Origin of the sequence: Bartonella sp. DB5-6, assembly GCF_000278115.1 — a bacterium.
GTDB classification, from domain to species: domain Bacteria; phylum Pseudomonadota; class Alphaproteobacteria; order Rhizobiales; family Rhizobiaceae; genus Bartonella; species Bartonella refiksaydamii.
This window is the reverse complement of sequence record NZ_JH725115.1, coordinates 48,330-63,549: the sequence shown is the minus strand read 5'-3', so window position 1 is coordinate 63,549 and position 15,220 is coordinate 48,330. Positions and strand designations below refer to the sequence as shown.

The window sequence follows — 15,220 nt, the reverse complement described above, 5'->3', positions numbered from 1 at the left end:
GGGATGGGGGATAATGTAAATTTTATTTTGTCGATGACAAAATGTTAAGGGCAGGATGGAGCTTAAAGAATGACAACACGGGAAGCAATGTTGATATTGCTCGTTTTGCTTCCCTTTTGTGGAAGTGCTGTTATTGGATTTTTTCGTTCGACAGCAAAAAATAATGAAGCGTGGTTTGCGGGAGCCATTGCGCTTTTCAGTTTTCTTTTTACAATAATGCTTTATTCTGCAGTTCGCGGAAATCGTGTAGTGCGTTTAGATATTTCTTGGCTTCCAGAATCGGGAAGTGATTTGATTCTCCGTATGGATGGTCTATCGTGGCTTTTTTGCTTGCTCATTACAGGAATTGGACTGCTTGTTGTTGTTTATGCGCGTTATTATATGGATCCAGCAGATTCTGTACCGCGGTTTTTTTCTTTTTTTCTGGCCTTTATGGGGTCGATGACAGGAATAGTCTTATCAGGCAATCTTATCTTTTTGGTTGTTTTTTGGGAACTTACTAGTATTTTTTCCTTTTTGTTGATCGGGTATTGGTATCATAACGCGAGTGCACGTGAAGGTGCTCGTATGGCTTTAACGATTACAGGCTTTGGTGGTTTTGCCCTTTTTATTGGAGTTTTACTGATTGGCAATATCGTTGGCAGTTTTGATTTGGATAAGGTATTGCAGTCGGGCGATATGATCCGATCAAGTCCTCTTTATAATCCTGTTCTTATTTGTATTTTACTGGGAGGGTTAACAAAAAGTGCGCAGTTTCCGTTCCATTTTTGGTTGCCTAATGCGATGGCTGCTCCAACGCCTGTATCGTCTTATTTGCATTCGGCAACAATGGTTAAAGCAGGATTATTTTTGCTTGTTCGGTTATGGCCGGTGCTTTCTGGGACAGAATCTTGGTTTTGGCTGGTTGGCTTTTCAGGTCTCTCAACACTTTTGCTTGGAGCCTATTTTTCCATGTTTCAGCAAGATTTAAAAGGGTTGCTTGCTTACTCAACGATTAGCCATCTTGGATTGATTACCACGCTTTTAAGTCTTGCTAGCCCACTTGCATGTGTTGCGGCGATTTTTCATATGGCCAATCATGCTACTTTTAAAGCTTCTTTATTTATGGCCGCTGGCATTATTGATCATGAGACGGGAACACGTGATATGCGTAAGCTGACAGGTCTTTATCGCTCTATGCCTATTACTGCAACTCTTGCTTTAGTCGCGAGTGCAGCGATGGCGGGGGTTCCTTTATTGAATGGTTTTTTATCGAAAGAGATGTTTTTTGCTGAAGCGGTTGAAACGCATATGGAGTCATGGCTTGATTGGATTGCACCTTATGTAGCAACACTGGCTAGTCTGTTTAGTGTGACCTACTCTATACGTTTTATTCATGGTGTCTTTTTAGGACCCAAACCTATTAGTTTACCGAAAACTCCTCATGAACCACCGCGTTTTATGCGTTTACCTATGGAACTTTTGGTGTTTATTTGTTTGGCAGTTGGTATTTTTCCTAATTTAACGATAGGGACTATTTTGGATAATGCTGTTGTTTCTGTTTTAGGGCCGATAACAATTCCTTATAGTTTGGCTGTTTGGCATGGTTTTAATACTCCATTAATGATGAGTTTGGTGGCTTTATCAGGAGGGGGATTGCTCTATGCTGTTGGGCATCGTTATTTTTTATCCTGTGATGATGGGCCTCCTTTTTTTCGTCACTTGAAAGGACATCGTATTTTTGAACGCATTCTCGTAATTATTTCTTGGAAATGGGCACGTGCAGTGGAATCTATTTTGTCAACACGTCGCTTGCAAATACAGTTACACTGGATTTTTGGTGTTTGTTTTACATTTGTTGGTCTTTTGCTTTGGTGTGATGGTTTCATTCCTGTAGGTTCGTTACCACTTTTTCCGCTTGATATTCCTTTTCTTGCTCTTTGGGTGGTTGGCGGATTATGTGCGCTTTTAGTTGCTTGGCAAGCAAAGTTTCACCGCCTTGCATCTCTCATGCTCTTAAGTGGCGCTGGCTTAATGACTTGTGCAACCTTTTTATGGCTTTCTGCACCAGATTTAGCAATAACGCAATTGGTAGTTGAAGTTGTGACGACTGTCTTATTGTTGCTTGGTTTGCGGTGGTTGCCTAAGCGTTTGCATAATCCTGATCCAACGCCTGTTCGTTTTTTTGTGCGTTTGCGTCGTGCACGTGATTTTGTCATAGCTATTGTGGGAGGTGTCGGGGTAGCGTGGCTTTCCTTTACGATGATGACACGTCCTCAAGGTACGAAAGTTTCCGATTTTTTTCTTACCAATGCTTATTCGGGTGCTGGTGGTCGCAATGTTGTGAATGTGTTGTTGGTGGACTTCCGTGGTTTTGATACTATGGGAGAAATTGTCGTTTTAGGTGTTGTCTCACTCACTGTTTTTGCTCTTTTAAGACGGTTTCGTCCTGCTCCTGAAAGTATTGATGCGCCTTTTCAACAACGTATTCAGAAAGCTTTTGATATGGCACAGCCTGATCGGAATGTGGGGGATACAGTGTTGAATTATCTCATTGTTCCTGCTGTTATAATGGGTTGGCTTTTTGCAATTATTATCGCTTTTTCGGTTTATTTATTTATACGGGGGCATGATCTTCCAGGAGGTGGATTTGTCGGTGGTGTGACTCTAGCGATAGGTTTTATTTTGCAATATCTTGCACGTGATATTCGTTGGGTAGAAAATCATTTGAGAGTTTTGCCCTTGCGTTGGATGGGATTTGGTTTATTGTTGTCAGTTACAACGGGAGTTGGGGCTTGGTTCGTTGGGTATCCTTTTTTAACCTCTTTTTTTCAGTATATACATCTTCCGTTGATTGGGAATGTTCCTATGGCATCTGCTTTTTTGTTTGATTTTGGCGTGTTTTCTCTTGTGTTGGGAGCAACTGTTCTCATTTTAATTGCACTTGCACATCAGTCAATTCGTAGTTACCGAATCGGTAAGAAACCTATTCTGGATGAGAAGGAAAATTAATGGAAATTGTTCTTTCTTTGGGTATTGGTGTGCTTGTTGGATCAGGCATTTGGCTTGTGCTACGCCCACGAACTTTTCAAGTTATTCTTGGTTTGTCTTTGATGTCCTATGGTGTCAATCTTTTTATATTTTCAATGAGTAGACCGCGTAGCAATGCTGCACCGATTGTTGATTCTTCTATGGTGATCAATCCAGAAAATTATGTCGACCCTCTTCCACAAGCTTTGGTTTTAACAGCAATTGTGATTGGTTTTGCAACGACAGCTTTATTTTTGGTTATACTTCTGGTTTCACGAGGATTAACAGGTTCAGATCACGTTGATGGACGTGAGGTGCAGTGATGGAAGCTTGCGTGCAGCATCTTCTCATTTTGCCTATTCTTTTACCTTTAAGCACTGGAGCACTCCTCCTTTTTTATGATGAACGCCGTTCAAAACTTAAATCATTTATAAGTCTTTTTTCTGCGGGATTATTGGTCATTATCGCTGTTTTATTGATCATGCGTGCTCTTGAAGTTGCTCCGTCTTCCCACGTTTATCGACTTGGTAATTGGCCTTCTCCTTTTGGAATTGTTTTGGTTCTTGATCGCTTAAATGCTATGATGCTTTTACTTTCCAGCTTGTTGATGATGAGCGCGTTGGTTTTTGCACAGGCTCATTGGTATAAAGCAGGTCCTCATTTTCAGTCATTGATGCAATTTTTTATGGTTGGAATAAACGGTGCTTTTTTGACAGGTGATTTGTTCAATTTATTTGTGTTTTTTGAAGTTATGTTAACGGCTTCTTATGGGCTTGCATTGCATGGTTCTGGTCAGTTTCGTGTGCGTGCGGGGTTGCATTATGTTGTGGTTAATCTGGTTGCTTCATTGTTTTTTTTAACTGGTGCGGCTCTCATTTATGGAGTCGTTGGCACCCTTAATATGGCTGATTTGGCTGTAAAAATAAGGCATATAGCTGCGGAAGATATTGTTTTATTCGAAATAGGTGCTGTGTTTTTGGGTATTACTTTTTTACTAAAAGCGGGCATGTGGCCACTTAATTTTTGGTTGATGCCGACTTACAGCGCAGCGGTAGCGCCTGTTGGGGCTTCTTTTGCGCTTTTGAGCAAGGTGGGTATTTACGTTATTTTACGTTTGACGTTGTTATGGTTTGGTCCTGAAAGTGGATATTTTAACCATTTCGGTCATACGATTTTATTTTATGGTGGGCTTGCCACTATGGCTTTTGGTTTTGTTGGGGTGTTGGCTAGCCAAGTTTTGGTACGTTTGGCATCCTATAGCGTTCTTGTCTCTTCTGGTACATTATTGGCAGCGATTGGGATCGGTAATACAGCGCTGACAGCAGGAGCGCTCTTTTACATTGTTTCTTCAACTTTAGCACTTGGTGCTTTTTTTCTTCTGGTGGAATTGGTTGAACGTTGCCAAGATGTGGCTGCTAATGTTTTGACTGTCACAATGGAAGTGTATGGTGATGATGAAGAGGAAGAAGATGATGAAGTCGGTACTTATTTACCGGTAACTTTAGCAATTCTGGGGGCTTGTTTTAGTATTTGTGCTATTTTGATTATTGGTTTACCACCTTTTTCTGGTTTTGTCGCTAAATTTATGATGTTCACAGCAATTTTAGACCATACTAAGGGAGATTTGTCTGCTTCTTTACCAGTTTACTATGATTGGTTCTTTGTGATTTTTGTTACTCTCTCTGGTTTTGCGGCTTTGATTGCTTTGACACGAACGGGTATTCGAACTTTTTGGGTTTCTCTTGAGGGAAGGATTCCGCGTGTGCAGGTCATAGAATTCGCACCAATTGCTATTCTCCTTGCTTTGTGTTTCCTTATAACAATTGCAGCTGGTCCTGTTAGTCATTATATGTCTGAAACAGCAAAGACTTTGTATGATTCCCAAAATTATATTGGGAGCGTTTTAGGTGATTTTTCTCTTGAAAAGAAGGAGATGAATCAATGAGCTATTTTTGTCCTTTCCCTTTTTTCAGTGGTATGATTGTTTTTATGTGGTTGACCTTAAACGGTTTTAGTTTAGGTCAATTTCTTTTAGGTATTATAATTGCTTTGTTTAGTGGTTGGGTTATGCGGTTTCTTGAACCGGAAAAGATCACGATTAAAAACTGGAGTGCAGTTTTTCGTCTCGTTTTTCGTGTGTTTATCGATTCTATACTTTCAAATATTTCGGTGGCTTACTTTGTTTTAACAAAAAGGTCTAAAAAACAGCAGTCGGGTTTTATTGTCGTGCCTCTTTTGCTCGAGAGTCGTACCGCTTTGGCTGTTTTAGCATGCATCTTTTCTGTCACTCCAGGAACCGTTTGGATTGCCTATAATAGAAAAAATGGTGAGCTTTTGCTTCATGTTTTGAATTTTAAAAATGAGTATAACTACCAACAGTTTATCAAACAACGGTATGAGCAATTGCTTTTGGAGATTTTCTCATGAGTATGATGATCCTTTATTGGGGGATTTTGCTTTCGCAGTTTTTTTTAGGTTTGGCGATGATTCCAGCGCTATTTCGGTTGATTTGTGGTCCACGAGCGCAAGATCGGATTGTGGGGTTGGATGCTCTTTATATAACCACAATTCTTTTGTTTCTTACATTTGATATTCGTTCAGGAACAACCATTTATTTTGTAGCAGCTCTCATTATTGGGCTTTTAGGCCCTATATCAAGCATTGCTTTGGCAAAATTTTTAATGCGGGGAGAGATTATTGAATGAACGATGATGTATCGCTTGTGGTTGCTATTGCTATCACAGTTTTTTTAGTATTGGGATCTGGGCTCACACTGATTGGAGCGATAGGATTGGTGCGTCTTTCTAGTTTTTATAAGCGCTTGCATATGCTTTCACTGAGTACAAGTTGGGGGGCGGGTAGTATTCTTATTTCCTCGTTTCTTTATTCAATATTTGTGGACCATCACTTTGTTTTTCATGAAATATTATTGATGTTTTTTTTACTTGTGACAATACCTGTAGCTTCCATGTTGGTATCGCAAGCGGGGGCTTACCGAGACCATTCAGAAAATGAACAAGAAAAACCGCTGGCTCTTTTGTCGCGTCAGATGGAAGAACAGATATCCATATTAGAAGGAACATCATGCGATAAGAACCAGCGTGATTTCTAGTATGTAGGAACTTTCTTTATTCTGTGCCTTTTTCTTCTACACAGTTGAGGGGCATTTCCTCCTTTGGATCATTAATGAGGTCATAAAATGTCGCCTCATCTTTTTGTGTCCACCAAATATATTGAGCTCCCACATATTTTGCTCCAGAAGCAGCAATGACATTGGAAGCGATGATGCGCTTTCCGTTCCATTTGAGATCAACTAACGCAATCTCACCGGCATTGTAGTAGGTTGCTTCAACACGCTCTTTTTTTGTTTCGGTATTACCAGTATTACATTGATAGACTATGGTTTCTTTTGTTGGTTCTGGATCGTCTGGCACCTCGATGACCAAAGAACCAGCAAAAGCACTGATTGAACTAAACAGAGATAAGCTTAAAACGCCTAAAAATTGTAAATTAAAAAATTTTTTTTTCATAATGTTTACCTAGTTATTTAGAATAATAGCATTGTTTCATCCTTACAGTGGATGAGTTTTTTTCCTTCTGGGTCGTGAACACGGTTATGAAGTGTGACTTCGTTGTTCACTTCCCACCAAATATATTGTGCCCCTTCATATTTTTTCCCTGTATCGGCAATGACATTTGCAGCAATAACGCGATCACCTTTCCATTTAAAATCAACCAATGAAATATCATCGGCATTGAGATAAGTTGCTTCAACACGCTCTTTACTTTTTCCAATATCACATTGATAGGCAATGGTTCGTGTTGTTGGCTCTGGATTGTCTGGTACTTCTAAAGTTAAAGTAGCAGCCAAGGTACTGCCTGAGCTAAAGAGTGATAGACTTGAAGCGGTCAAAAATCCTAAAATATGTAGAGTTTTTCTCATAATGCTTCCCTATATTAAGCAGAAGAATAATTTAACTTATGTGATGGTGTCTACGGCAGGATTCGAACCTGCGACCCCAGGATTCATACCACTTCGGTTTTCACCGCCAGCTTTACAGACTGTGTGTGGTCTGGACTGTCTCTTCACCTTAAAGCTTATGCTCTTTAGGCGCTGCCCGTTCAGTCTCTACACCTTCCTCTCTTTTGAAGAGAGGCTTGGCTCGGGATTGGCATGGGGAAGTTCCCATAAAGCTTTCCCCGAATTTGAGCAGATCCACTTTGAGGATTTCTCCTTAAAGCGCCCAATTTCTTCAGGAATCCTGTGCTCTATCCTACTGAGCTACGCAGACATCATCATGTTTATTCCTTTAATAGAAGTATAAAAACGAATCAATTATATTCAATATGAATTAACGAATTTTCGCTAATTTTTGTTCCAGAAAAGTTAGAACTGCCTCTGAGGAGACATTTTTTGCAATAAATGATTGGCCAAGTCCGCGTGTTAAGATGAAGGTCAAATTGTTTTTTGAGACTTTTTTATCTTGGGAGATGAGAGTCATCAGTGTTTCAGCATCTGGTAGCTTACCTGGGATATCTTGTAGTTGTGTAGGTAACCCCACTGCTTTAAGGTGTGTTTCGATGCGGTGTGTGAGTGTGGGGTTTATTAAATTCAGTTGAGCGGAGAATTGGTGAGCTAGAGTTATCCCAATTGCTACAGCTTCGCCGTGGATTAAACGGTTTGAGTCGTAAGCTGTTGCTGTTTCAAGCATATGTCCAAATGTATGACCAAGGTTTAAGAGTGCGCGTTCTCCTGTTTCGTATTCATCGCGTGCTACAATGTCAGCTTTAAATTGGCACGAGCGGACAATGGCTTCTGTTCGCATAGGGCCATTAGAAAAAATTTTTTGCCCGTTTTTTTCAAGCCATTCAAAGAAATCAGGCTGGTTAATGAGCCCATATTTAACCATTTCAGCGTAACCAGCACGAAATTGGCGCAATGGTAATGTATCAAGGATACAAGTATCAGCGATAACACAGCGTGGTTGATAAAAGGTACCAATAAGATTTTTACCATATCGGCTATTGATTCCAGTTTTTCCACCAACAGAAGAATCAATTTGTGCAAGTAACGTTGTGGGTATCTGAATGAAATTCATACCGCGGCGTATGATGTTTGCGGCAAACCCTCCTAAGTCACCAATGACACCGCCACCAAAAGCAATAACGCTGTCACCTCTTTCTAAACGTGCAGCAAGAATTTTATCAATAACGGTTTGCAGAGTTGAAAATGATTTTGATTGTTCTCCTGCTTCTACAACAATAGGAACAGCATGAATTTTATTTTTTGTTAACTCTGTCTGTAATGTATCCAAATGAAGGGATGCAACATTTGTATCTGTAACAACTGCCAAACGTGTTTGATGAAAATCTGTTTGGTGAAGAGAACGCTTAATCAGCAAAGTAGTTTGAGCAATGAGATTTGGGCCAATGATGATATTGTAACAGTGCTTGTCCAGTTTAACAGTAACGGTTTTGGCTTGCATGCTTGTTATTCCTATTGTTATTTTCTGTAAAGAGGTAATGCTGTACAGATCGTATGACATTTTTTGCTATGGTATGACGGTTTTCTTTGTGACTGTTAATTGTTAAATTTGCCTTTGCATAGATAGGATAACGCTGTTCCATGAGTTTTTGCATAGTTTCTTTAGGGTTTTCTGTTTGAAGAAGTGGTCGGGTTGGACACCGTGAAACACGTTTCATGAGGATATCAAGATCTACTTTGAGCCAGATAGATATTCCATTTTGATGAATAGCTTTTCGGATGTTTTGGTTTATGTAGGCACCGCCACCTGTTGCTAAAACAAGAGGTTTTTTTTTAATGAGATTTAGAATAACACGCTGTTCAAGAGCACGAAATTCCGGTTCACCATAAGTTTCAAAGAGTTCAGTAATGGTCATTTGGGCAGCTTTTTCGATTTCCTGATCAGAATCGTAAAAGGGTAAATGGAGTATGGTAGCAACGCGTTTTCCGATCACTGATTTGCCTGCACCCATAAGACCTACAAGTACAAGTGCTCGTGTATCCAGAGTTGATAAGAGCTGCTTCTTTATCTGTGTCATCGAGATATATTTAGGTTGATTACTTTTCATAGCTTATTTCGGCATTTATCTGCTTTAAAGTCAATTCCTGTTAATCTTTGTAAGGTATGATAAGAGGTAGAGTATTTTGGAAATAGTTTATTATCTTATGCCAACATTGACCAGATTTTTGATGATTCTTTTCATTTCGCTTGCTATCCTTTTTAGTATAATGGTTGCTCTTACAGTTTGGGTTGAACCGGTAACTGTAGATACTTATATCAACGTCCCCTTGGATTCATTAGATCTTTCTTCAAAAGCGAATGAATGAAATGAAAAGTGATGCTGTGATAGATCATTTTCTTGAGATGATGAGTGCGGAGCGAGGGGCTTCTCCTCATACGCTTGCGGCTTATCAGCATGATTTGCAGTGGGCACAAGACGAATTGTCTTCGTATTCTGTTTCGCTTTTTTCAGCACAAAAAGAGGATTTAATTGCTCTTTTATCGCTTATGCATACTCTTGGTTTTGCGGCATCTTCACAAGCACGCCGTTTGTCGACTTTGCGTCAATTTTATCAATTCCTTTATGCTGAAGGATTGAGAGCAGATGATCCTTCTCATGATATTGACGTGCCTCGTCAGGGGCGTTCTTTGCCTAAAATCGTCAGTGAAGAGGGGGTAACAAAATTGCTTGATTTGGCGCAGTTGGAAGTGAATCAAGCAGATTATGGGTCTAAGGATTATCTTCGCGCATTACGTCTTCAGGTATTGATTGAAATGCTTTATGCAACAGGGCTCCGTATTAGTGAATTGGTGAGTCTTCCAGTGCAGGCTGTTCGAGGTAAGGAGGCTTATATTTTTGTTTGCGGTAAAGGTAAAAAAGAGCGAATGGTGTTGTTATCAAAAAAAGCATGTCAAGTTCTTTCACAATGGTTAGTATTGCGTGATCAAGGAAAGGATACGGCAAGTCTTTACCTTTTTCCTGCGCATTCAGAAACAGGGTATATTGCTCGTCAAGTTGTTGCACGGGAGTTAAAAAGGCTTGCCAGAAGGGCAGGAATAAAAGATGACAGCTTGTCTCCCCATGTGTTGCGCCATGCTTTTGCTAGCCATCTTTTGCAGAATGGTGCTGATTTGCGTGCAGTTCAACATTTATTAGGTCACTCTGACATTGCTACCACCCAGATTTATACACATGTTTTGGAAGCAGGACTTTATCATTTAGTTAATGAGCATCACCCACTTGCCGATGAGCAGAAGGCTGGGTAAAGAAAAGGTGATGTTTTTGAAAAATACTTTATAAAGCGAATTATAAGTGTATAAGTGACACCAAATAAGTTAGGTACAATGTATAATTATCTTGATTTTGAAAAACCAGTTGCTGATCTCGATGGGAAAATTCTTGAATTAAAACAGATTTCTCAAGAAGAAGGCAGTCTTGATATGAGCGACGAGATTGCGCGTCTTGAAATGCGTTCCCAGACGGCATTGCGTGATATTTACAAAAAATTATCGCCATGGCAAAAAACACAAGTGGCTCGTCACCCTGATCGCCCGCATTTTATGGACTATTCTGCACGTTTGCTGAGTGATGTTACACCTTTGGCAGGAGATCGTAAGTTTGCTGAAGATGAGGCTATTCAAGCGGGTTTCGCCCGCTTTAAAGGTGAAGCTGTTGCGTATATAGGTCAAGAGAAAGGTCACGATACGCAAACTCGTTTGCGTTATAATTTTGGTTCTGCACGTCCAGAAGGGTATCGCAAAGCTGTACGTATTATGGAAATGGCGGACCGTTTTGGTTTGCCATTACTCACTTTTGTGGATACAGCAGGGGCTTATCCTGGTGTGAGCGCTGAAGAGCGCGGACAAGCAGAAGCAATTGCTCAATCAACAGCGGCGACTTTGCGCTTAAAGGTTCCTGTTGTTTCGGTTGTTATTGGAGAAGGCGGTTCAGGGGGGGCGATAGCAATTGCTGCGGCCAACAAAGTGTATATGCTAGAACATGCGATTTATTCTGTCATTTCTCCTGAAGGGGCAGCTTCTATTTTATGGCGTGATCCTGCTCGTGCGAAAGATGCTGCAACGAATATGCGTATTACTGCTCAAGATTTGTATCGATTAAAGATTATTGATGGTATTATTCCAGAGCCTTTGGGAGGTGCACATCGAGGAAAAGAAACTGTGATTGATGAAACAGGTGATGTTATTTCAGAGGCTTTAAAGGCTATGGCTGGCAAAGGTGGGGAAGCTCTTAAACAAGACCGTTGGGAAAAATATCTTCAAATTGGTAGATCTCTAGCATAAATGATTTTTGTGAGGGGATAAATTGGAGTTTTATTTGATGACATTCGACAGATACATCACAATGTGTGTTTTGTTTGCAATGGGAATATTGACGGCATGTGGGGTAAGATTGCCAGCTTCTATCCGTGCTAAAGTTGAGCAACCGCTACCGCAAGAAATTCAAAATAGAATGGTTTTGTATAATATTGATCCCTATGCGCCGATTATGATGCGGTTTTTTAAGGAAGAAAATATTGCCGAAGTTTGGAAACAGTCCCGTTCAGGACCTTTTGTGCTCATGGCACGCTATGGCATTTGCAAATGGTCTGGTCAGCTTGGACCTAAATATAAGGAAGGGGACTTTCAGACGCCAGAAGGTTTTTACACTGTTAGTGCAAACCAAATGAATCCTTATTCGAAATATTATCTTTCTTTTAATATAGGATTTCCTAACCTTTATGATCAGGTCCATGGACGAACAGGAAGCAATCTTATGGTGCATGGTTCTTGCTTTTCTGCTGGTTGTTATTCCATGAGTGATAAGAATATGGCACAGATTTATGCTTTTGCACGTGATGCTTTTAGAGGTGGACAGAGGGAATTTCAGTTGCAGGCTTTTCCTTTTCGTATGACTGATGCCAATATGACGCGTCATAGGGATGATCCTCATTATCAATTTTGGGTTATGCTTAAAGAAGGTTATGATTTCTTTGAGGAGAATCGTAAACCTCCAAAGGTGGTTGTTTATGAAAAACGTTATGTTTTCAATCATAACTCTGATCAAATTTCAGCTGCTTTAACGCAGTGAGTGCCAATTTTATCGTAAAATGGTTTCCCTTTGACTTCTTTCAGAATGCTTTATTCTTTTATCTGTATGTCGAGTATTACCTTTCAGTATAGGTGATGTAAGGCGCATTCATGCATATTGAAAATACAATGTCATTTCTGACTGATTTTAGTTTTTGGCATTAACTAAGTGGAAAAGTGTGTCGTTGAATGGAATATTTAGAGCAGAGTTTGTTTGGTAGCTTATGAAATGAATCACATAAATGATAGGCAGTTAGTACCTATTTAAGATAAATTAGTCTGATTAGAGATCGATATGGGTTAAGAATCTTCGTCCTTTAGAGTGGGGGAAAGGGAAGAATGATGTGTTAGCGTTTGTGGTGAGATGTTATAGAGAATATTCTAAAATTCACAGTGTTATCTATTAAAGATTTTTGTTCAAAAGAAGAAAAGAAGTTAAAATTTCATTCCTGGAATAATCAGAGGATTATCCAATATGGCGGTTTTGTCTGCGGTATCTATTGCTGGTTTGTTTAAAAAAGCATCAAGGAGTTTTTGTATCGCTTCTTTCTCAACACCATCGGCAATGATGACAAAACGCGTTTGTGTGATTCCTTTTGGCCATGCTGGAAGTCTTATTGGTGGGTGGAAGAATGTCTGTATACCGTGTAATACAAGTGGGCGCTGTGGGTCGTCGCGTAATGCAATAATTGCTTTAATACGTAATAATTTTGCACCATAAAGATTGTTTAGGAGATCTAAAAAAGTTTCGATAGTGGCATAATCTATAGGTTCTTCACAGTCTAATGAGAAGGCGCGAATGGTCAAATGGTGAGCATGATCGTGAGGAGCTGGCGTGAGCCATTGTTTCAGTTGTGTATTCTCTCCTTTTTCATCCCATAATGTTTTATTTATTAATATACTTGGGCAGCAATGATCAGAATGCACATCGATGATTTGTGCTGTAGGGTTAATCATTTTGAGTGTGTTAATGAGCGTATTTAAAAGCACTTTTGAGGCAGTAAGGTCTGTTTTTGTGAGGACAATTTTGTCAGCAAGTACTAATTGTTTGCGTATTTCAGGGTAGTGTTCGAGTATGGAAAGTGTGCTTAATGTGTCAAATGTTGCAAGAATAGCATCGATAGACACTGCTTGAATTAAGGTAGGATGGCTTAGAAGAGCTTGTACAATAGGGACTGGATCAGCTATCCCTGTTGTTTCAATGATAATGCGATTGAGTTGTTTGATATTTCCTCTATGAACGCGATCAATCAAATCTGTCAGTGTATCAATGAGATCACTGCGCAGATCGCAGCATAAGCAACCATTGGCGAGTTCAATAATTCCTTCTGTCGTCTTTTCAACCAGAAAATGGTCTATACTTATTTCACCAAATTCATTGATTATAACAGCACTTTCAGCCAAGAGAGGGTCGCGTAGCATGCGGTTGAGTAAAGTTGTTTTGCCAGAGCCTAAGAAACCAGTAATAAGAGTAAGAGGAATGCGTTTTTTTTTCATATTCATTATTAGCTGTGGCTTGCGGCTTTTGTTATAGGGTGGTTTGCTTGTTTTTTATACGAAGTATGGAATTTTTTTAGCGGCTTTGCTTTTGCTTTACGCGTTGGTGGTGCAGAAATGAGGCGCACTGGTAAAGGAAAAGAGGGAGTAGGTGAAGCAGCAATTAAAGGTGAGGTGAGGATAATATTTCCTTGATCATCATAAGAATTGGCGTGCATTTTTACGGCTTCAGGTGTACAGGTTTGTTGTTTCATGTTGGTCGCTTGTGCTCTTTTCATTCCATAGGGTTTTAGTGTTACCAATGTTGTTTGCAGCGATCCTTGGCGCAAAAAACCTGTTTCAAGAAGTTGTGCGGCTTTTTCTTCTCTTTCACTCACATTGTTAGATCCTAAAATGACGGCAATAATTGTGCGTTTATTGCGGGTTGCTGAGGCAACAAGATTGAAGCCAGAGGCACAGATAAAGCCTGTTTTCATGCCATCTATTCCGTTAAAACGACCAATGAGGTTGTTTGAATTGGGTTGGATTTTTCGTCTGTCACCAAAATCAATGGCCGGTATAGAAAAATAATGGGCATATTGGGGAAATTCTCGACGAATTTGAACCGCTAAAAGAGCAATATCGCGTGCTGTGGAATAATTGTATGGATCTGGTAATCCACTTGCATTAGAAAAATGCGTTCCAAACATTCCTAAGCGTAGAGCCTCACTGTTCATTTGTTGCACAAAAGCTTCTTCTGAACCTGCAATCGCTTCACTCATGGCAATAGCCAAATCATTGGTGGATTTAACCAGAGTAATGCTTAAGGCTGTATCAAGTGTGAGAACAGAGCCAGCTTTGTAACCTGAACGGTGCGCAGGAGCTTTCGCCGCGTATTCGCTGATGGTGATGTGTTTGTTGGGTGAAATTTCCCCTGTGCTCATGGTGCGAAAAATGACATAAGCGGTCATTAATTTTGTTAAGGAAGCTGGATACCAGCGCTTAAAAGCTTGGTTATGCTCTAAGATACGTTTAGTTGTAACATCAACAGATATAAAGGGCTGCGCCAAAGCAAGAGTGCTTGCCAAACTCAAAATAAAAGATAAAAATAAACGCGTAAAGAGTCTTTGCATTAAGTTAGATCCAATACCTTCTTATTATTGATTTAGAATTATTTTAAATGTAGTACGCAAAATTTTTGAGTCCATGATTATAGAGGACAGATGGTTAATAGCTTATGAGTTTTTTTTCAGGAGTAAAACCAGCGCTTATCTTTATTTTTGCTCCTTGAATTCGGTTTTGCTAATTGTAAGATTCTCTAGAGTAATATCGTTTCATTAACGAAAGCTGTAGAACATCTCACTTTGCTCTTTAATCCCATCTCTTGATATTATTCATGAATAGCATAACATGAAGTTTTTTAGGCATCACCGTTTTTATGCTTATAGGTGTACATTGCACTATATTACTCCCAATGTTATAATTGCCTTTGCATTTGAGGGTGTTTATAAGAGGTATATTTACCTCTTTCTCAATTTTTCTATATGCTGCTTTTTTCTTAATAACGGACAATCAAATTGATGATTCATTATAGAAGGGAAAGTAAGATATGCTGTATTTGG

At 39.7% G+C, this 15,220-nt stretch carries 16 protein-coding genes; 10 read left to right on the top strand and 6 right to left on the bottom strand.

From position 1 onward, the window contains the following. Positions 1-69: 69 nt before the first annotated feature. The 6 genes from MCO_RS01675 to mnhG are packed head-to-tail and all read left to right on the top strand — an operon-like array spanning position 70 to position 6,121. The gene (locus MCO_RS01675) at positions 70-2,991 is read left to right on the top strand and encodes a monovalent cation/H+ antiporter subunit A (protein WP_007552208.1); all 2,922 of its coding nucleotides are present in this window, start codon (positions 70-72) and stop codon (positions 2,989-2,991) included. After that, positions 2,991-3,332, top strand: a complete 342-nt coding sequence (locus tag MCO_RS01670) for a Na+/H+ antiporter subunit C (protein ID WP_007552207.1) — start codon at positions 2,991-2,993, stop codon at positions 3,330-3,332. Before MCO_RS01675 ends, MCO_RS01670 begins: the two co-directional genes overlap by 1 nt. Beyond that, entirely contained in the window at positions 3,332-4,954 is a 1,623-nt protein-coding gene (locus MCO_RS01665; RefSeq protein ID WP_007552206.1) for a monovalent cation/H+ antiporter subunit D, read from the top strand. Before MCO_RS01670 ends, MCO_RS01665 begins: the two co-directional genes overlap by 1 nt. Further along, positions 4,951-5,436, top strand: a complete 486-nt coding sequence (locus MCO_RS01660; RefSeq protein ID WP_007552204.1) for a Na+/H+ antiporter subunit E — start codon at positions 4,951-4,953, stop codon at positions 5,434-5,436. Before MCO_RS01665 ends, MCO_RS01660 begins: the two co-directional genes overlap by 4 nt. After that, positions 5,433-5,714, top strand: coding sequence for a K+/H+ antiporter subunit F (locus tag MCO_RS01655; protein ID WP_007552203.1), 282 nt, complete (start codon positions 5,433-5,435; stop codon positions 5,712-5,714). Before MCO_RS01660 ends, MCO_RS01655 begins: the two co-directional genes overlap by 4 nt. Further along, entirely contained in the window at positions 5,711-6,121 is a 411-nt protein-coding gene (gene mnhG / locus MCO_RS01650; protein WP_007552202.1) for a monovalent cation/H(+) antiporter subunit G, read from the top strand. The genes MCO_RS01655 and mnhG overlap by 4 nt, the downstream gene beginning before the upstream one ends. 16 nt (positions 6,122-6,137) lie before the next feature. On the opposite strand, the gene MCO_RS01645 is transcribed toward mnhG, so the two are convergent. The 4 genes from MCO_RS01645 to MCO_RS01625 all read right to left on the bottom strand — a co-directional run bounded on the left by MCO_RS01645 (position 6,138) and on the right by MCO_RS01625 (position 9,102). Next, positions 6,138-6,539, bottom strand: a complete 402-nt coding sequence (locus MCO_RS01645) for an MliC family protein (RefSeq protein WP_007552201.1) — start codon at positions 6,537-6,539, stop codon at positions 6,138-6,140. Between the two features lie 17 nt (positions 6,540-6,556). Further along, positions 6,557-6,952: an MliC family protein gene (locus tag MCO_RS01640; RefSeq protein ID WP_007552200.1), complete on the bottom strand. Its 396-nt coding sequence runs from the start codon at positions 6,950-6,952 to the stop codon at positions 6,557-6,559. 409 nt (positions 6,953-7,361) lie between these two features. Further along, the gene (aroB, locus tag MCO_RS01630; RefSeq protein ID WP_007552199.1) at positions 7,362-8,495 is read right to left on the bottom strand and encodes a 3-dehydroquinate synthase; all 1,134 of its coding nucleotides are present in this window, start codon (positions 8,493-8,495) and stop codon (positions 7,362-7,364) included. Beyond that, positions 8,470-9,102 (bottom strand): shikimate kinase, encoded by a 633-nt coding sequence (locus tag MCO_RS01625; protein WP_007552198.1) that lies wholly within the window; start codon positions 9,100-9,102, stop codon positions 8,470-8,472. Before MCO_RS01625 ends, aroB begins: the two co-directional genes overlap by 26 nt. 76 nt (positions 9,103-9,178) lie before the next feature. Here MCO_RS01625 and MCO_RS10475 point away from each other — a divergent pair, with 76 nt between their 5' ends. The 4 genes from MCO_RS10475 to MCO_RS01610 all read left to right on the top strand — a co-directional run bounded on the left by MCO_RS10475 (position 9,179) and on the right by MCO_RS01610 (position 12,123). Next, on the top strand, positions 9,179-9,361 hold the full coding sequence (locus MCO_RS10475) for a hypothetical protein (RefSeq protein WP_155799330.1): 183 nt from the start codon (positions 9,179-9,181) through the stop codon (positions 9,359-9,361). Between the two features lies 1 nt (position 9,362). Further along, positions 9,363-10,301, top strand: a complete 939-nt coding sequence (locus tag MCO_RS01620) for a site-specific tyrosine recombinase XerD (RefSeq protein ID WP_040298605.1) — start codon at positions 9,363-9,365, stop codon at positions 10,299-10,301. Between the two features lie 78 nt (positions 10,302-10,379). Continuing rightward, positions 10,380-11,336, top strand: coding sequence for an acetyl-CoA carboxylase carboxyltransferase subunit alpha (locus MCO_RS01615; protein WP_040298653.1), 957 nt, complete (start codon positions 10,380-10,382; stop codon positions 11,334-11,336). A 37-nt stretch (positions 11,337-11,373) separates the two neighbouring features. Then, entirely contained in the window at positions 11,374-12,123 is a 750-nt protein-coding gene (locus MCO_RS01610) for a murein L,D-transpeptidase family protein (RefSeq protein WP_007552195.1), read from the top strand. 434 nt (positions 12,124-12,557) lie between these two features. Here MCO_RS01610 and MCO_RS01605 read toward each other — a convergent pair whose 3' ends face one another. Both MCO_RS01605 and MCO_RS01600 read right to left on the bottom strand, forming a co-directional pair. Next, on the bottom strand, positions 12,558-13,619 hold the full coding sequence (locus tag MCO_RS01605) for a GTP-binding protein (RefSeq protein WP_196794016.1): 1,062 nt from the start codon (positions 13,617-13,619) through the stop codon (positions 12,558-12,560). Between the two features lie 8 nt (positions 13,620-13,627). Continuing rightward, positions 13,628-14,731 carry a D-alanyl-D-alanine carboxypeptidase family protein gene (locus MCO_RS01600; RefSeq protein ID WP_007552193.1) on the bottom strand — a complete coding sequence of 368 codons (1,104 nt, stop codon included), beginning with the start codon at positions 14,729-14,731 and terminating at the stop codon, positions 13,628-13,630. Positions 14,732-15,220: the final 489 nt, after the last annotated feature.